This window comes from Litorilituus lipolyticus (genome assembly GCF_006439335.1).
In the GTDB taxonomy this organism is placed as follows: Bacteria; Pseudomonadota; Gammaproteobacteria; order Enterobacterales; family Alteromonadaceae; genus Colwellia; species Colwellia lipolytica.
Genome location: NZ_SAWY01000021.1, coordinates 109,714 through 127,127, shown reverse-complemented (window position 1 = coordinate 127,127; position 17,414 = coordinate 109,714). Strand labels below are relative to the sequence as shown.

Annotated in this window: 15 protein-coding genes; 5 read left to right on the top strand and 10 right to left on the bottom strand. The window is 35.9% G+C overall.

Annotated elements, in window-relative coordinates; translation table 11 throughout:
• Positions 1-215: 215 nt before the first annotated feature.
• Positions 216-1,298, top strand: coding sequence for a PQQ-dependent sugar dehydrogenase (locus EPA86_RS11185; RefSeq protein WP_170309634.1), 1,083 nt, complete (start codon positions 216-218; stop codon positions 1,296-1,298).
• Between the two features lie 168 nt (positions 1,299-1,466).
• A complete protein-coding gene (fadR, locus tag EPA86_RS11180) occupies positions 1,467-2,180 on the top strand; it encodes a fatty acid metabolism transcriptional regulator FadR (RefSeq protein WP_140603598.1) in 714 nt (237 codons plus the stop codon).
• A 70-nt stretch (positions 2,181-2,250) separates the two neighbouring features.
• Here the strand turns inward: fadR and EPA86_RS11175 are convergent, their stop codons facing one another.
• From EPA86_RS11175 to EPA86_RS11160, 4 genes are all read right to left on the bottom strand, one after another.
• A complete protein-coding gene (locus tag EPA86_RS11175) occupies positions 2,251-3,855 on the bottom strand; it encodes a SpoVR family protein (protein WP_425462570.1) in 1,605 nt (534 codons plus the stop codon).
• 14 nt (positions 3,856-3,869) lie between these two features.
• Positions 3,870-5,147: a YeaH/YhbH family protein gene (locus EPA86_RS11170; RefSeq protein ID WP_140603594.1), complete on the bottom strand. Its 1,278-nt coding sequence runs from the start codon at positions 5,145-5,147 to the stop codon at positions 3,870-3,872.
• Between the two features lie 96 nt (positions 5,148-5,243).
• A complete protein-coding gene (locus EPA86_RS11165) occupies positions 5,244-7,178 on the bottom strand; it encodes a PrkA family serine protein kinase (RefSeq protein ID WP_140603592.1) in 1,935 nt (644 codons plus the stop codon).
• Between the two features lie 388 nt (positions 7,179-7,566).
• The gene (locus tag EPA86_RS11160) at positions 7,567-8,148 is read right to left on the bottom strand and encodes a Fe-Mn family superoxide dismutase (RefSeq protein ID WP_140603590.1); all 582 of its coding nucleotides are present in this window, start codon (positions 8,146-8,148) and stop codon (positions 7,567-7,569) included.
• Between the two features lie 234 nt (positions 8,149-8,382).
• Here EPA86_RS11160 and EPA86_RS11155 point away from each other — a divergent pair, with 234 nt between their 5' ends.
• A complete protein-coding gene (locus EPA86_RS11155) occupies positions 8,383-8,712 on the top strand; it encodes a Grx4 family monothiol glutaredoxin (protein WP_140603588.1) in 330 nt (109 codons plus the stop codon).
• A 100-nt stretch (positions 8,713-8,812) separates the two neighbouring features.
• Positions 8,813-9,418: a peroxiredoxin gene (locus EPA86_RS11150; protein WP_140603586.1), complete on the top strand. Its 606-nt coding sequence runs from the start codon at positions 8,813-8,815 to the stop codon at positions 9,416-9,418.
• A 191-nt stretch (positions 9,419-9,609) separates the two neighbouring features.
• On the opposite strand, the gene rnt is transcribed toward EPA86_RS11150, so the two are convergent.
• Complete coding sequence (gene rnt, locus EPA86_RS11145; RefSeq protein ID WP_140603584.1) at positions 9,610-10,317, bottom strand: ribonuclease T; 708 nt, start codon at positions 10,315-10,317, stop codon at positions 9,610-9,612.
• Positions 10,318-10,559: 242 nt separating this feature from the next.
• Here rnt and EPA86_RS11140 point away from each other — a divergent pair, with 242 nt between their 5' ends.
• The gene (locus EPA86_RS11140; RefSeq protein ID WP_140603582.1) at positions 10,560-11,462 is read left to right on the top strand and encodes a flagellar protein MotY; all 903 of its coding nucleotides are present in this window, start codon (positions 10,560-10,562) and stop codon (positions 11,460-11,462) included.
• Positions 11,463-11,561: 99 nt separating this feature from the next.
• Here the strand turns inward: EPA86_RS11140 and EPA86_RS11135 are convergent, their stop codons facing one another.
• From EPA86_RS11135 to EPA86_RS11115, 5 genes are all read right to left on the bottom strand, one after another.
• On the bottom strand, positions 11,562-13,466 hold the full coding sequence (locus EPA86_RS11135) for a GGDEF domain-containing protein (RefSeq protein WP_170309633.1): 1,905 nt from the start codon (positions 13,464-13,466) through the stop codon (positions 11,562-11,564).
• A 7-nt stretch (positions 13,467-13,473) separates the two neighbouring features.
• Complete coding sequence (locus EPA86_RS11130) at positions 13,474-15,408, bottom strand: tetratricopeptide repeat-containing diguanylate cyclase (protein WP_140603578.1); 1,935 nt, start codon at positions 15,406-15,408, stop codon at positions 13,474-13,476.
• A 120-nt stretch (positions 15,409-15,528) separates the two neighbouring features.
• A complete protein-coding gene (locus EPA86_RS11125; RefSeq protein ID WP_140603576.1) occupies positions 15,529-15,810 on the bottom strand; it encodes a hypothetical protein in 282 nt (93 codons plus the stop codon).
• Between the two features lie 129 nt (positions 15,811-15,939).
• Complete coding sequence (locus EPA86_RS11120; RefSeq protein WP_140603574.1) at positions 15,940-16,530, bottom strand: GNAT family N-acetyltransferase; 591 nt, start codon at positions 16,528-16,530, stop codon at positions 15,940-15,942.
• Positions 16,531-16,680: 150 nt separating this feature from the next.
• Positions 16,681-17,301: a hypothetical protein gene (locus tag EPA86_RS11115; protein ID WP_140603572.1), complete on the bottom strand. Its 621-nt coding sequence runs from the start codon at positions 17,299-17,301 to the stop codon at positions 16,681-16,683.
• Between the last annotated feature and the right edge of the window lie 113 nt (positions 17,302-17,414).

Here is a 17,414-nt window from a genome sequence, read left to right as displayed (position 1 = left end):
TTGGCTGATTTTAAGAATATGTTTGATTTATAACAAGGTGAGCAATGTTGCAAACCTTGTTTATAGTTAGGAATAGTAAGTTGCTATCTGTTGTTTTTCTCTATGGTTTTCAATCATCGTTTATTTGACTATGATGTAGCAAGTCTACTTTAACTCAAGCCTATAGCCCAATGTTTAAAAACACCTTATTTTTTGTACTTTCCTTAGGTCTTTGTATGCCCACTTCGGCTATGACAATTACTCAAAAGACAGACTTTAAAGCGTCAAACGAAAAAGTATCTGCCCAAAAATTCATTGAATTAGATGGTATCCCTTGGGGGATGGCTTGGCTGCCCAATGGTGATATGTTAATTACCATGCGAGGTGGAAAATTGCGCATGGTAAAGCAGGGGACACTCATTAAAGAAACAATAAGCGGTCTCCCTAAAATTGAAGTGGCAAATCAAGGTGGATTACTAGATATTGCAGTACACCCAAATTACGAGAAAAACGGTTGGATTTACTTTTCATATAGCAGGGCTGATGGTAGCGGTAACAAAAGTACAGCTATTATGAGAGCAAAATTGAAAGGAATGACATTAATCGAGCAAGAAGATATTTATATCGCTCAAGCTTACGGTAGTAAATCTTCACATTTTGGCAGTAGAATTACCTTTGATCGCTCAGGCTATTTGTATTTTTCTGTTGGCGACCGAGGACAAAGAGATAAAAATCCACAAGATTTAACTCGTGATGCTGGAAAAGTATATCGTTTACACGATGATGGGAAAATACCAGCTGATAATCCTTTTGTAAGAAATGAATTAGCAAAACCAGCAATTTTTTCTTATGGCCATAGAAATCCACAAGGAATGGCACTTCACCCAAAAACAGGTGCTATTTGGACTCATGAACATGGGCCTCGAGGCGGAGATGAAATAAACATTATCAATAAGGGTAAAAATTATGGATGGCCCGTTATTAGTTATGGTGTTAATTATTCAGGTTCTAAATTTACCGAATTAACAGAGAAACAAGGCATGGAGCAGCCATTATGGTATTGGGATCCTTCAATTGCTCCTTCAGGCATGAGCTTTATTACAGGAAATAAATATCCTAGCTGGCAAGGAAACCTGGTGGTAGGTTCATTAAAATTTGGTTATGTTTTAATGTTAACGCTTCGTGATGAGCAAGTGATAAAGCAAGAAATCATAAAAGATGAACTTACTAGGGTCAGAAATGTTCAACAAGGCCCTGATGGCTATCTTTATGTGGCAGTTGATGGGCAGGGCATATATAAACTTGTGCCCCAAAAATAACTTCTCTTTAGTAAATAAACACGTTAATTGTTATTTCGCTAATAGTATTTAAAACTAGCTAAGCTGTTGTATTTATAAACACAGGTAACTCAGAGCTTGTACCTATTTGCTGTTCTGGTACAATCAGTTGATAATTTTTCTCACTTCTAATTTAGGTAGTTTTAGACCATGGTTATAAAAGCTCAAAGCCCAGCAGGGTTTGCTGAACAATATATAGTAGAGTCTATCTGGAATGGTGGATTCCCACCGGGGTCAATTTTACCGGCAGAACGTGAACTCTCTGAATTAATTGGTGTTACGCGGACAACTTTACGAGAAGTACTTCAGCGTTTAGCACGTGATGGTTGGTTAACCATACAGCATGGTAAACCAACAAAAGTGAATAACTTTTGGGAAACATCAGGGTTAAATATTTTAGAAACGTTAGCACAGTTGGATCACGACGGTATTCCTGAGCTGGTAGATAACTTACTTTCTGCTAGAACAAATATCAGTGCCATCTATATTCGTGGTGCTATAAAAAATAATCCTGAAAAGGCCATTGAGTTACTACAAGAATACAAAAATGTTGAAGATACAGGTGAAGCCTTTGCTGAATTTGATTATAAATTAAATAAAGAGCTGGTTGTTGCTTCAGGTAACTCAATATATTTATTAATACTTAATGGTTTTAGAGGCCTATACTCGCGTATTGGTAGTTTGTATTTTAGCCACCCTAAGGGGCGAGAAATTTCTCGTGAGTATTACGAAAACTTAATTGAATTAGCTAATGCAAATCGTTTTGATGAGTCTGTCTTAGCAGTAAGAAAATACGGTGTAGCGTCTGGTCAGCTTTGGTCAGAATTAAAAGATGACGTGTTTAAAGAATTATCAGAAGATTAAATTAACGTAACAATATACATTACCTAAAAGCCACCTAAATTTATTCGGTGGCTTTTTTTATGGTCTAAAGCTATTCCTTTTCTTTTTTCTCTTTTATTGGGCAGCTTGCAATAACTTGATCGATACCATCTTTGTCTTCTTGGATTATTTTCACATCAAACTGCCATAAGTAATGTAAGTGCTTTAATACTTCATCTTTTGAATCGCCTAAGGCGACATTATTATGTGGGGTATAACGTAATGTTAAAGCACGATCTCCCTCAATATTAGCATCTATAATTTGAATGTTTACTTCTAAGTTACTGAGGTTATATTGATTAGCTAAGTTTTCTCTGACTTTTTTATAGCCTTGCTCATTATGAATAGCGCCAATTTCGACAAAGTTATTACTGCTATCATCGTGTATATGAAACAGTTTGAAATCTCGAATTAATTTTGGCGATAAATACTGGCTAATAAAACTCTCATCTTTAAAGTTTTCCATAGCAAAATGAACGGTATCTAACCAATCGCTACCAGCTATTTCAGGAAAGTACTGCTTATCTTCATCGGTAGGCTCTTCACATATCCTGCGAATGTCCATGAACATATTAAAGCCTAGCGCATAGGGGTTAATACCTGAATAATAAGGGCTGTTGTATTCAGGTTGCGCAACAACATTGGTATGACTATGTAAAAACTCAATCATAAATTTATCAGTCACTAAGCCTTCGTCATATAAATGATTCAATATGGTGTAATGCCAAAAACAAGCCCAGCCTTCATTCATTACTTGCGTTTGTTTTTGTGGATAAAAATATTGAGATATTTTACGAACAATTCGTACAATTTCACGTTGCCATGGCTTTAATAATGGGGCATTTTTTTCAACGAAATAAAGGATGTTTTCCTGTGGTTCAGCCGGAAATTTATAATGTTGCTTGGTATCATTCTTTTCTGCTTTAGGAACGGTACGCCATAAAGAGTTTACTTGTGACTGTAAATATTCTTCTCTTTCTTTTTGGCGTTTTAGCTCTTCATCGAGTGATATTTTTTGTGGTCTTTTATATCGATCAACACCATGGCTCATTAATGCATGACAGGCATCAAGAGTTGCTTCCACCTCGCTAATACCGTACTTAAGATCACAATCAGCAATATAGTTTTTAGCAAACAATAAATAATCGATAATTGAACTAGCGTCAGTCCACGACTTAAATAAATAGTTTCCCTTAAAGAATGAGTTATGACCATAACAAGCGTGGGCCATTACTAAGGCTTGCATGGTCATGGTATTTTCTTCCATTAAGTAAGAAATACATGGACTTGAATTAATTACAATTTCATAAGCAAGCCCCATTTGACCTCGCTTATAATTTTGCTCTGTTTGAATAAACTTCTTCCCAAAAGTCCAATGACTATAGCCAATTGGCATACCAACACTGGCATATGCATCCATCATTTGCTCTGCAGTTATAACCTCGATTTGGTTCGTATATGTATCTAAACGATAATGCTTTGCAACTCTTGCTATTTCTTGTTGGTATAAGTCGAGTAACTCAAATGTCCAATCTGAACTGTCATCAAGTGGAGAGGTTTCACTAGCCACGTGGTTGGCTAAATGTTGGCTGTCTTTAGTTGACTCTTTTGACGTTGACTTTTTCTTATTTTTTTCTTTAATTGATGTTGCCATAATCTCATCTTCTCCTATTATGCTGCATTTTGAGTATTTTTCTTAAATAGCTCTCTAAATACAGGATAAATATCAGCGACTGATTTGATATGTTGCATCGCAAAATTAGGGTTAGCATCAGCAACTTGTTGATAATGCTGCCATAGAGTTTGATGTGCCCGTTGGGTAATCTCAATGTAACTAAAATAACGTGTTCTAGGGAGAATATTTTGCTCCAATAAGGTCTTACATCGTGGTGAATCATCAGCCCAATTATCTCCATCAGAGGCCTGTGCGCCATAAATATTCCATTGGCTCTCGCTATAACGTTCATTTATGATTTGATTCATTAATTCCAAAGCGCTTGAAGCAATAGTTCCTCCCGTTTCTTGTGAGTAGAAGAATTCGTGCTCATTGACTTCTTTCGCTTGAGTATGATGACGTATATAAACAACGTCGATATTTTTATAAGTTCTGCTAAGAAATAAGTACAACAAAATATAGAAACGTTTTGCCATTTCTTTTGTTGCCTGATCCATAGAGCCTGAAACATCCATTAAGCAAAACATAACCGCTTTTGAGGTAGGAACTGCTTGCTTGGCATAATTTCTAAATCGTAAATCAAAGGTATCAATAAACGGTACTTTAGCTATTTTCTCTTTGAGTAGGGTAATGGCTTCGATTAACTCTCGTTCTTTTTGAATATGGTCGTGCTTATCGTTTTGTAATGCTAGAAGTTGTTGTTCAAGTTCCTTAATTTCTTTGCGTTTAGAAGATGTCATTGCAATCCTTCTTGCAATAGAGCCTTGCAAAGATTTCACAATATCAATATTAGCAGGCACTCCTTCTGCACAATAACCAGAGCGTACTGTTTTAAACTCAATTAGTTTATCGAGCTGATTTTTTTCTAAATTCGGTAATTCCAAATCTTCAAACAACAAGTTTAAATATTCGTCTTTAGATATAGAGAAAGTAAAGTCATCTTCGCCTTCACCACTATTACTGGCTTCACCTTGCCCAGAACCTTGACCTTGTTGCTGAGGCGGCCTAGGAATTCTATCTCCTGGAGCAAATTGATCATTGCCAGGGTGAACTCTATCCTTTATTCCGCCACCTCCTTGATGGAAGACTGGTTCAGAAAGATCTTTTCTTGGAATGACAATATCTTCCCCTGACTCAATATCTGTTACGCCGCGCTTATTAATGGCTTCAGAGACAGACTTCTTAATTTGATTTTTATAGCGTCGAAGAAAGCGCTGACGGTTCACAGTACTTTTATTTTTACTGTTGAGCCGTCTATCAATAAAATTAGCCATACATCCTCCTTTTCTCTTTTCTATATTTAACAGCGTATCTAAAACGCTGTTAAACATGGTGCTGTCGCATTGCCATGGCAATGAAAGAGAAACAGCTTAAGAAGATTTTCTCACACGTAAATACCATTCAGACAGAAGTCTTACTTGTTTTTGCGTGTAGCCTTTACTCATCATACGCTCAACAAAATCATCATGTTTTTGTTGGTCATCAGCTGACGTTTTTGCATTGAATGAAATAACCGGTAGTAAATCTTCTGTATTTGAGAACATTTTCTTCTCAATCACAGTGCGTAATTTTTCATAGCTTGTCCAAGCTGGATTCTTGCCATTGTTATTCGCTTTTGCGCGTAAGACAAAATTGACTATTTCATTTCGAAAATCTTTTGGATTACTTATTCCCGCAGGCTTTTCAATTTTTTCTAACTCATCATTTAGGGATTGTCGATCAAATAATTGTCCCGTTTCGGTATCACGATACTCTTGATCTTGTATCCAAAAGTCAGCATAAGTGACATAACGGTCAAAAATGTTTTGCCCGTACTCAGAGTAAGATTCTAAATAAGCTGTTTGAATTTCTTTACCAATAAACTCAATGTATTGAGGCGTCAAATAACCTTTAATAAATTCTAAATAACGTTCAGTTGTTTCTTTTGGTAGTTGCTCTCGCTCGACTTGCTGCTCAAGTACATAAAATAAATGGACTGGGTTTGCAGCCACTTCAGTGCTATCAAAGTTGAAAACACGTGATAAAATTTTAAATGCAAAGCGAGTAGATAAACCCGACATGCCTTCATCAATACCAGCGTAGTCTTTATATTCTTGATACGATTTTGCTTTAGGGTCGGTATCTTTTAATGTTTCACCGTCATAAACACGCATTTTTGAGTAAATGCTGGAATTATCAGGCTCTTTTAAACGTGACAATACTGAAAACTGTGCGAGCGTTTCCAATGTGTCGGGCGCACATTGGGCTGTTTTTAATTCACTGTGCTCTAGTAATTTCTTATAAATGTTCACTTCTTCTGAAACGCGCATACAATACGGCACTTTTACAATGTAAACACGATCTAAAAAGGCTTCATTATTTTTGTTATTTCTAAAGGTTTGCCATTCGGACTCATTTGAGTGAGCGAGCAAAACTCCATTAAAGGGCAGGGCAGATAAACCTTCCGTTGGGTTATAGTTCCCTTCTTGTGTAGCAGTTAACAATGGGTGTAGCACTTTAATGGGAGCTTTAAACATTTCAACAAATTCCATTAAGCCTTGGTTTGCTCGACACAAAGCACCAGAGTAGCTGTATGCATCGGCATCATTTTGCGCATAATGTTCAAGTTGTCTAATATCAACTTTACCAACAAGAGCTGAAATATCTTGATTGTTGTCATCACCAGGCTCTGTTTTAGCAATAGCGATTTGATCTAATATAGACGGGTATACTTTCACGACTTTAAACTGAGCAATATCACCTTTAAATTCATGAAGACGTTTAGCTGCCCATGGTGAAATAATAGAGTTTAAGTAACGTTTAGGAATGTTGTACTCTTCTTGTAAAATTTTAGCGTCTGAGTGAGCATCAAACAGGCAGAAAGGATGGTCATTTACCGGGCTTCTTTCACCGTTAGCACTTAATACATAGACAGGCTCTTGTTGCATTAATGCTTTTAACTTTTCAGCAAGGGAAGACTTACCCCCACCCACAGGGCCAAGTAAATAAAGAATTTGTTTTTGCTCTTCCAGACCTTGTGAAGCATGCTTTAAATAAGAAACGATTTGCTCTATCGCTTCTTCCATTCCGTAGAAGTCTTCAAATGCGGGGTAACGATTAATAACTCGATTAGAAAATATCCTGCTTAATCTAGGGTCTGTAGCGGTGTCTACCATTTCAGGTTCCCCCATTGCAGCGAGCAAACGCTCTGATGCACTGGCATAGGCTAATTTGTTATCTTTACAGATGGTGAGGAACTCTTGCAAGCTAAACTCTTCCTGTTGAGCTTGTTCATAACGTGCTTGATAATGCTGAAATATACTCATAACTACCTCCAAAAAGTGGATGATAATTTAACAATGTCCACTCACTTCGTTCGATAAATTAAGCCAAGAAAATTTAAAACTAAGCTAAGTTACTTTAAAGCAAAAAATGTACCTGCCATATTTTAAGGTTAGTTGCTTTGGCTAATTTTGCTAATAAAAAAAGGTAAATAAATTGTAATGTCTATAAAAAAAACATTTGATCAAGTAATTAATTATTAAGGATAATTATGGTGTTAGATTTGTTGAATTGATTAATGGAAAGTTTATTAGAAGAATATCTTTTAAAGGAAAGATGTAAAAAATAAATCAACAAGAAGAGGCAATAAATATTGACGGTAAGTCAACTTTATTGCCTATGAAGCTTCTTGCCAAAATGATTAACTAGAAATTAAGCAAAGTTTTCACTAGCAAAGTCCCAGTTAGCTAATTGCCAAAAGGCATTTAAGTAATCTGGGCGTAAGTTTCTGTAATCAATGTAGTATGCGTGTTCCCATAAATCGACTGTAATTAATGGAGTAACACCTTCATCAGTTAGTGGTGTTGCAGCGTTAGAAGTATTTACAATAGCTAAGCTGCCATCTGCATTTTTCACTAGCCATGTCCAACTAGAGCCAAAGTTATTAATAGCACTATCAGTAAACTTGGCTTTAAATTCGTCGAAACTACCAAAGCTAGCATTGATCGCTGCTAATAAATCACCCGTTGGCTCGCCACCGCCATTTGGGCTTAAGCTATGCCAATAAAATGTATGATTCCATATTTGGGCGGCATTATTAAACACACCCGCAGAAGACGTTTTTACAATATCTTCTAAAGATTTCCCTTCAAACTCTGTACCTTTGATTAATCCATTAAGCTTTACAACATAAGTGTTATGGTGCTTTGAGTAATGGAAAGACAAAGTTTCTGCTGAAATATGTGGCTCTAGCGCATTTTGCTCATATGGAAGTGCCGGTAATTCAATTGTCATTATGCTCTCCTAATCTAAGTTATTGCATCCCTAACGTAAGAAAGGGGTGTGTTTTATATAAAACTTGAGTAAAATACTCAAGTATTACCATTATATAGGTACTAGTTGGTTAACTATCAAGTAGAAATTTTTAAAATATTGCTAAATTCTAGCAGCTTATTGTAATTTGTATGTTGAAAACTTAATTTACGTCACCATTACTCAGTACAATAAGTATTAATTATAGAGGTTATCATGGATACAATTGAACGTATTAAGCAGCAAATAAGTGAAAACTCAGTGTTATTATATATGAAGGGTTCTCCTAAATTGCCAAGTTGTGGCTTTTCATCACAAGCATCTCAAGCACTTATTTCATGTGGTGAAAAATTTGCTTACGTTGATATTTTACAAAACCCTGATATTCGAGCTGAACTACCAAAATATGCTGATTGGCCGACATTCCCACAGTTATGGGTTGAAGGTGAACTTGTTGGTGGCTGCGATATTATTTTGGAAATGTTTCAACAAGGCGAATTACAAACGTTAGTAAAAGAAGCCGCAGAAAAAAGTTCAGCAGAGTAATTGAATTTTTCATATCTGCCACAATACTTACTATAAGTTTACAACGTAGCGCGTAAGCGTATTAGATAATTTATTATTCAATAAGAAAATGGAGCAAAGAATGAGCGTATTAGTTGGTCGTCCAGCACCAGACTTCACTGCAGCAGCAGTATTAGGTAGTGGTGAAATTGTAGATAGCTTTAACTTAAGTGAAGCAATTAAAGGTAAAAAAGCGGTAATTTTCTTCTACCCATTAGATTTTACTTTTGTATGCCCATCAGAGTTATTAGCTTTTGATCACCGTTTTGAAGAATTCAAAAGCCGTGGTGTTGAAGTAATTGGTGTTTCTATCGATTCTCAATTCTCTCACAATGCGTGGAGAAACACGCCAGTAAATGAAGGTGGTATTGGCCCAGTACAATACACTTTAGTTGCTGATGTTAAACATGATATCTGTCAAGCATACGACGTTGAGCACCCAGAAGCAGGTGTTGCTTTCCGTGGTTCTTTCTTAATCGATGAAGAAGGTAATGTTCGTCACCAAGTAGTGAATGACTTGCCATTAGGTCGTAACGTAGACGAAATGATCCGTATGGTTGATGCACTTCAATTCCACCAAGAGCACGGTGAAGTATGTCCTGCTGGTTGGAACAAAGGTGACAAAGGTATGACAGCTTCTCCAGAAGGTGTTGCATCTTATTTAACTGACAATGCAGACAAGCTTTAATATTTAGCTTATGCATGAATCAAAAAAACCGCTTTTTAGCGGTTTTTTTATGCCTGAAAACTAAAACTAAAACTAAAACTAAAACTAAAACTAAAACTAAAACTAAAACTAAAACTAAAACTTAAATTAGAATCAGAAGTGACTTCATTAGGCAGCTTTAGTTAAGTTTTAAATACTAATTAAAGTTTACTTTACTCTGCATCATTACTTGTCGCAGCTGGTAATGGCCAACCACCCAAAGCTTGCCATTTGTTAACGATATGACAAAAAAGCTCTGCTGTTTTTTCTGTATCATACAGTGCGCTATGGGCTTCACTATTATTAAAGTCAATGCCTGCGGTTTCACAAGCTTTTGCTAAAACCGTTTGTCCTAAGGCAAGGCCTGCTAATGTGGTGGTATCGAAACTGACAAAAGCATGAAACGGGCTACGTTTAATAGAGCATCGAGCTGTGGCTTCGTTCAAAAAGCCTAAATCAAATGCTGCATTATGAGCAACAATAATGGCGCGTTGACAACCAGCCAGCTTCATTTTTTTTCGAACTAGCTTAAACAACTCTTTTAAAGCATCTTGTTCATCAACGGCACCTCTTAAAGGGTTAGTCGGATCAATACCAGTAAATTCGAGTGCTGCAGGTTCTAAATTTGCCCCTTCAAACGGGTTAATATTAAATTGAATAGTTTCATCAATTGCTAATTCTCCAGTTGTCTCATCAAGGGTTAAAACCGAGGCAGCTAATTCAAGTAACGCATCTGTCTTAGCGTTAAAGCCTGCTGTTTCAACATCAATCACTACAGGAAAGTAACCCCTGAATCGTTGAGAGAATAACGGCTTTTTTTCAGACGTACTTGAAGACTTGAGGCATGTTGCATCGGTTGTAATATCGTTTTTTTCAGACATGAATTAATTATTGAAGTTAGTTAGCATACTGCAAAGGGCAATTATTACAGAAATTCATAATAAAAACGAGCAGCAATCTAAGACACAAATGATAAATTAACGACTGCTTCTTTGGCTTTAATCGATAAAACGAGAATTTTGTCTGATAAACTGCTAAAGTTATTTTATTTTAGGGCGATAAATTATTCATAACCCTAATTGCTGCTTTATTTATAGTTGCTAATCGATATTGTGTAATCTTTATGAAAAATATTCTTACCTCAGTGAATAGCTTTTTATGTACTAGTATTACTTTAGGTATTTTCTCGATATCTTTATCGGGCGATGCCCATGCTGGTATACGTCAATATCGTGCCGATATTGAAAATTCACAATGGCAGCTAGCAAATAACTCTCGATTACAATGTACTTTGTCACATCAAATCCCTAACTACGGTGAAGCTAAATTCTCAGCTAAAGCAAGTCGAAAGCTTAATATGGAATTTGAGTTAGACATGATGCTTTTACCTGATAATTACTCGCTTGCGGAAGTCAGAAGTGTTGCGCCTAGATGGCAACCGGGTAAAGGCGGTCGTAGTTTAACCAATATGCAGTTGCATAAGCACTTTAACCCTAGCTTACCTAAAAAAGTTGCGTGGACTATGTTGAGTGAATTAGAGCAGGGGATGAGTCCTACCTTCTATTACAATGATTGGTATAGTGATCAAGATAAAATTTCAGTGGGTTTATCCACGGCACGCTTTAAAAAGGCCTATCAAGAGTTTGTCGGCTGTATCGGTAATTTATTAAATTACAGCTTTGATGACATCTCTTATACGGTGCTGAATTATCAATCAAGTAGTGATAAATTTACTAAAGCATCACAAAGACGTATTGATATGATCCGAGAGTATTTAAGCTTAGATCCTGAGCTTGAACTTGTCTTAATTGACGCATACTCCGACAGTTATGGTGGCCGCTGGTCAAACTTAAAGTTATCAGAGCGTCGAGCAGCTAAAATCCGAGATTATTTTGTTAAAAACGGTATTGATGCAAGTCGAATTGAAGCGAAAGGTTATGGTGAGAAGCGTCATATCTCTTCTAACAGTACCACCTTAGGACGAGGTAAAAACCGTCGCGTAGTTATTCAAATGCAAAAGCCCTAATATTGTATAAACTGAGTTAACAATTCTACAAAAAAGCCCGTGATTATCACGGGCTTTTTCGTTGCTAATTGATCGCGTTCACTATCAAATAAAGTGCTATTAGCGATAGGTTACTGTACAGTTTCTACCATGTTGCTTTGATGAATACATAGCGCTATCGGCATCAGCAAGTAAATCTGTTAAATTTTCTCCTGAAATATCTTTATCACTAACACCAAAGCTTGCAGTTATGGCGCTTTCTAAACCGAGTGATTGATAATCTAGGTTGTGAATAGCAATTCGACACCTATTAGCGACATCTTCTGCCATGGTTAAATTAAAGTCAGGTAAGATTATCGCAAATTCTTCACCGCCTAAACGACCCAATAAGTCTTGGTGGCGTAACTGTTCTTGGCATACTGTTGCAACGGCTGTTAATACCTTGTCTCCTATAGCATGACCATAGGTGTCATTAATTTGTTTAAAATGATCTAAGTCGAAAATAATACAGGATAAATCTTGTTTGAACTTTACTTGTTCTTGTAACAACAACTCAGCTAATTCAAAAAAATGACCTCGGCTAGTAGCGCCAGTTAGGCTGTCAAAGTTAGCAATTTGTCTTAATTTTTGCTGTGTTAACCAAGAGTTATAAACCCAGGAAGAGCCTAGTGTTAATAGCCCTACTAAAATCATCACAATTAAAATAATAGTCTGTTCTTTTTCTAAGGTGATTTCGTGTTGTGTTTTTAAAAAGGTATTGGTTTTGTTGAGTTGAGCAATTTTGTTTTTATTGGCCAAATCGTTATGCTGCACTAACTGAAATACTAAATGTTTTTCTTGGGTGTTCTTTATTAACTCACTGTTGGCTTCATCATATAATTTATGATATTCAAATGCTTGTATATAGTCTTCCTCAAGTTCTGATAATTGAAATAATAAATAAAAAATTGCTTTTTTATCTTTTAAGGAAGTGTCTACTTGAAAATACTCTTGTGCTTTAAAGGCATAGTTTTTTGCTTTTCTATATTGTTTTTGTTGCCAATATATTTCAGCAATGAGTCGATAACTATTGCCTATTAGCGGGTAATAATTTGTTGCGACTATATCTTCTATATAGGGCAAAGTAGCATTTATCGCCTTACTTGTTAAGGCATCATTCAAATACATCTCACCTTGATAAAGTCTGATGTAACCTAAAAATATTTGCTCATTTATTTGTTCGCAGGCATTAATTGCATCAACAACTTCATCTTCTTTTAAAAGTGGACTGCTACTTTTAAGTTTTACCGCAACTTGTAATTGCTTAGCGATACAAATATTTCGTGGTGAAGTGCTTTCTTTGATTACTTGTAAACTATATTTATACGCTAAAGAATATTGCTCTAACTGGATATAAAATTCAGTGACGGCCATTAAAGCTAAACGTCTGTAATGTTGTTCAATATTACTTTCTATATTAAGCAAGGTTTCTACTTGTTTTAAACCATCACGCCAACGCTCTTGCTCAGTGTATAGGTTAATCAAACTGTAATTTGCACGATATTTTAGTAAATCACTGGCTTCACTCTTTATGACAGTGGTTAAGAGCAGTTCAATTTGACTGTAATCCCCCTCAAACCCTGCTTGAATCGCTGTTAAGTAAGTTAAGAAATTACGTTGCTCAAGGGTTAGAAAAGCCTGTTTTTTAAGTTTTTCTAATATTTGACGACTTATTGCATTGTTACTGCTACGTAATTTATCAGCCCTATTTAGCATTAAGCTAATATCTTGCTTTGTTAGTGCATGCTCAGATACAGGCAATGTTTTTTCAGTTAAACCTTGCTTGTTTAGTATGTTTGATTGAGCACTATTATTCGCAGCAAAACTATGGCTATGAAATAGTGCGAAAAAACACAATATAGCGACTTTACTATTTAAGTATTGCTTTATAAATTGGGCTGCTCGTAACTTTTGACATAAGTCATTCTTTCTATTCGAAAAGGCTTTGCTTAGCGTCATAATTTTTAAATACTTGAATAACTGCATAATATAACTACCTATATACGTTAATACAGTTTCTACCATGATGCTTAGAAGCATACATAGCGCTGTCAGCATCAGCCATTAAGCGGGTTAAATCATAATTGACTCGTTCTGCATCACTGATACCAAAACTTGCGGTTACAGGAGATGTTATTCCTAATGATTTAACATTTAATTCTGCAATTGCTGACAAACAACGCTGGGCAATATCTTCAGCAACTAACAAGTTACAATCAGGCAATATTATGGCGAATTCCTCACCGCCAATTCTGCCAATAAAATCATTAGGGCGACAAGTATGCTTACAAACAGTACTTACTTGCTGCAGTACTTTATCCCCAATTGAATGTCCATATACATCATTGATGTTTTTAAAATGGTCTAAATCAAACATAATGCAACTTAAGGGCTTATTAATCTCTTTGCAGCGCTCTATGGCTTGCTGACCTAATTCAACAAACTGTGCTCGTGTGTTGACTTGGGTGAGATGATCATATTCAGTAATTAATTTAAGCTTTTGCTGTGTTAGCCACGATTTATAGCCCCAAATGAATAAGGTAATTAACAGAACAATAAGTAAAATAATCAATAATAAATGATTACCTTCTTGTTGCTGGCTGAGGCTTTGTTTACTGGAATAAATGCTGTTTTGTTGCCGAATACGTCTGATATTTTCTTTAGTTTGATAATCGCTTTGTTTGGCCAATTGAAAAGCTAATTGCTTGGCTTGTTCTTCATCAGCTACTTTTTGTTTGGCTTTGCTGTACTGTTGGTGATACTTAAGGGCTAGCGCATAATTCCCTTGCTGCTCCGCTAGCTGAGAGAGTAGTAAATAGGTTTGTATTGTTTGTTGAGTTTGGCTTAATAACTCAATATTGTTTTTCGCTAAATTAATATATTTTTCTGTGTTAGCTATATCGTGCTGTTGCCAGTATGCTTGTGCGAGTAAATTATAAGTTAGGTTAATTAACACGGGGTAATTGGTAGCAATGACTTCATCAATATTGGGTAAAAGAGTTGATAAAGCCTGTTCAGCACGCTGTTCAAATAAATCTAATTCAGCGAGGTAAGTGCGTAAAAGGTTGACTACTAACGGTTCATTGGCTTGCTGGCAAAGGGCGATGCTGTCATTTAAGTGTGCTTCTAACGGCGCTGCTTTTTCTAAGTTAAACGGTTCAGCTTTAGCTAAAAATAACCGTAAATTGGCTAACGCTTGTTGTTGGTTGATAAAACAAATATCACGCTGAAGAGTTATGTCGTCTTGATTAATTTGTTGTATATAAAGCAACGCCTCTTGATATTGACCAAGGTTATTAAAAAATGCAGCAATGGTAATTAAACTACCTTCAACTAATTTTTTATCGTCACTATCATTAATTAAACTAATAAGCGTTTTAATATGAGCTAACCCTTCAGTCCATTGTTGGGTTCCCGAGTTAATACTAATAGATGTTTCATGGCTACGAATAACAATGTTGTTTTGTTGACTGGTTTGGATTAACTGATTCAGTAAAAGCATTGCCTTTTGATAATTGGCGCTAAAGGTAAATTGGTAAGCTGTTAAATACGTTAAATACTCTTGTTGCTTAATAGATAGTTGCGCCTCTTGACTTTGCAAGTAATTGATTAGGCTGACAGACAGTTGATTGTTACTACTGCGGTTGTTATCGGCATGCTGTAGTAATTCATCAAATGATAGGTTTGTAAAATTGCTGTTTAGGCTAGTGTTTGCGCTAGTAGTTAAGCTTATTACTTGGTTTGTGTTAATAAATAGCTGTACGCTTACACTTGCTTGTACTTTCGTTAACAAGGCAAACAATATTATTAACAGCGTACTGAATTTAATAAAGATTTTAAAAAGCATAGTCATAAATAAATGTACTGCAGAAAAACCATTGCCTTTAAATGAATATGTAATAAATGTATGTGATTGCCGGTAGGGCATAAAAACTCAAGGTAAGGGTAAAGTTAAAAGTTAATTTTCACAAATAAAATATCTATAAGACAGTGGCACGATCCTTCATGCCACTTAAGTTGTTCTTTTTAGGTAAAGAAGCAAATATACTTAACCCGTCGCGAGGTTTTTTTCCTCGGTGCTGTCAGGTTGCTCTTGCTCTTCATCATCATCTTCATCAGGACTACGAACAATCTCACATTTTATTAAAGTGTCAACTTTAAGAGCTTTTGATAAGGCAAGAACATCTTCATTGTTGATTAAGGCTTTAAGTGCTTCATCAATATTGGTTTGTGCTATTGCTGACTCTTTCAAAAAATCTTCTTGTAGTGAAGCCTCACTTGCTAATTGTGACAATAATGCGATGGTATTACTGGTTTGCTGTTCAATCATTTAAACACCCCGTACTAGTTAAATTATTATTGTTAAAAAACATTGTTAATAAAATCTACTACTGCATTTTGATTGTTGCTGATCTTACCTGTTAAGTCTAGTGCTATTTTGGTGTTTTCATGCTGTTTGTTAAGACGGCCAATTTTGTTGGAATAGGGTTTCGATTCGCATCTCGTCATGGACGAAGTTTATTTCTTTACTTTGCTGTTGCTCATCGAAAATAAAGCCTAATTTTTTACTCATGCGCTGCATAGCGACATGGCTAGGTTGAAAGCGAATATTTATAGCATCACAACATAACAGCTTAAAAACATAAGTAATTAACGCAGTGAATATTTTTGTACCATAACCACAATGACTGTTTTCTGGTTTTAGCATGATGCCAATTTCTGGGTGCGTTAAAGGCTTTGCCCCTATTTTGGTATATAACACGACAAAGCCAATGTACTTGTTGATATCAATATTTTCTGACTTATTTGTTGGCAATAGCTGTTCGTTTTGTATTGCCCAAGTATAAAAGCCTGATTGGCGATTAGTGTTTTTTTTGACAAAAGACTGATGTATTTTTATCGCGTTTTGCTCGCTTTGTACTGGCTCAACAAACGTCATTGCTTTGCTGTTGGTATAAAGGGAGACAATTAACGCTTTATGGCTGCTATTAATCGGTGAGAAAGTAAAGTTATTAAGGCTAAACTTTTCAATGCTTGGCAGTTCTTGCATGAATGTAATTTTAATGTGAAAGGCTTACTGCTTTAAGAGTGCACAGAGCGTAGTATTGGCACCTTATGAAACCTGTTATGATTTTTGGCGTTATATCAGCAGCTTAACCTAAGTTTAAGCTGCTGATACTGATGCTGATAAAAGCATTTGTTATTCTGCGTTTTCTTCAACCAATACGTCGACTTGACGTTGTTCACCTTGCTTGGAAATAACTACACGCATTTTTTGTTCGTTTTGCTGATAGTGCAATGTTAAACGACCACGCTTGCGCTCTTGCGATAATGCATCACCATAACTTTGTTGGTAAAAAGTGATAACTTCTTCTTCACTGTATTGAGTAAAGTAATTTAGCACTGCGGGTAATTCTTCGGTTAAGTTAGCAAAAACCTTGGCATTATCAACAACAGGAATGTATTTGTTTTCATAATCGCTATGAAATGGAATTGGAGCACTTGTCGAGTTGACGTCAGTATTAAGTTCAGGCTCTGCAGCAGGCTCAGTAAATTCTACTTTAGGTACGCTTACTTTGTTCTCTTCAGCTACCTTAGGGATCTCTACTTTTGTTTCTTCTACTTTCGTTTCTTCAGGTTTTTCAGGTGTAACTTCTTGTAAGGCTATTTTTTCAGGCAATTGAACTTGGCTAGATTTTTCAACAGTATAAGCGTGCGCAGCAGTCGAAATTGTTAATGCACAAACGATTGGTAATAGTGATAGTTGTGTCATGTTTTTACCCTTGTTGGCTTGGCATTTAACACCTTGTTTTGATTTCATTTTAGCCATTTCCTTTAAAATTCATTTGCTTGTTATTTTAATATACATGCTTTTTGACAACATGGCGACAATCGCATGATAAAAACTCAACAATTGTCTGATAGTTCAGCATG

Excerpts from the sequence above, each read along its gene's own strand:
- EPA86_RS11185 (WP_170309634.1), top strand. The coding sequence starts at position 216 with ATGCCCACTTCGGCTATGACAATTACTCAAAAGACAGACTTTAAAGCG.
- fadR (WP_140603598.1), top strand. The coding sequence starts at position 1,467 with ATGGTTATAAAAGCTCAAAGCCCAGCAGGGTTTGCTGAACAATATATA.
- EPA86_RS11170 (WP_140603594.1), bottom strand. The coding sequence starts at position 5,147 with ATGGCTAATTTTATTGATAGACGGCTCAACAGTAAAAATAAAAGTACT.
- EPA86_RS11165 (WP_140603592.1), bottom strand. The coding sequence starts at position 7,178 with ATGAGTATATTTCAGCATTATCAAGCACGTTATGAACAAGCTCAACAG.
- EPA86_RS11160 (WP_140603590.1), bottom strand. The coding sequence starts at position 8,148 with ATGACAATTGAATTACCGGCACTTCCATATGAGCAAAATGCGCTAGAG.
- EPA86_RS11155 (WP_140603588.1), top strand. The coding sequence starts at position 8,383 with ATGGATACAATTGAACGTATTAAGCAGCAAATAAGTGAAAACTCAGTG.
- EPA86_RS11150 (WP_140603586.1), top strand. The coding sequence starts at position 8,813 with ATGAGCGTATTAGTTGGTCGTCCAGCACCAGACTTCACTGCAGCAGCA.
- rnt (WP_140603584.1), bottom strand. The coding sequence starts at position 10,317 with ATGTCTGAAAAAAACGATATTACAACCGATGCAACATGCCTCAAGTCT.
- EPA86_RS11140 (WP_140603582.1), top strand. The coding sequence starts at position 10,560 with ATGAAAAATATTCTTACCTCAGTGAATAGCTTTTTATGTACTAGTATT.
- EPA86_RS11135 (WP_170309633.1), bottom strand. The coding sequence starts at position 13,466 with ATGCAGTTATTCAAGTATTTAAAAATTATGACGCTAAGCAAAGCCTTT.
- EPA86_RS11130 (WP_140603578.1), bottom strand. The coding sequence starts at position 15,408 with ATGCCCTACCGGCAATCACATACATTTATTACATATTCATTTAAAGGC.
- EPA86_RS11125 (WP_140603576.1), bottom strand. The coding sequence starts at position 15,810 with ATGATTGAACAGCAAACCAGTAATACCATCGCATTATTGTCACAATTA.
- EPA86_RS11120 (WP_140603574.1), bottom strand. The coding sequence starts at position 16,530 with ATGCAAGAACTGCCAAGCATTGAAAAGTTTAGCCTTAATAACTTTACT.
- EPA86_RS11115 (WP_140603572.1), bottom strand. The coding sequence starts at position 17,301 with ATGAAATCAAAACAAGGTGTTAAATGCCAAGCCAACAAGGGTAAAAAC.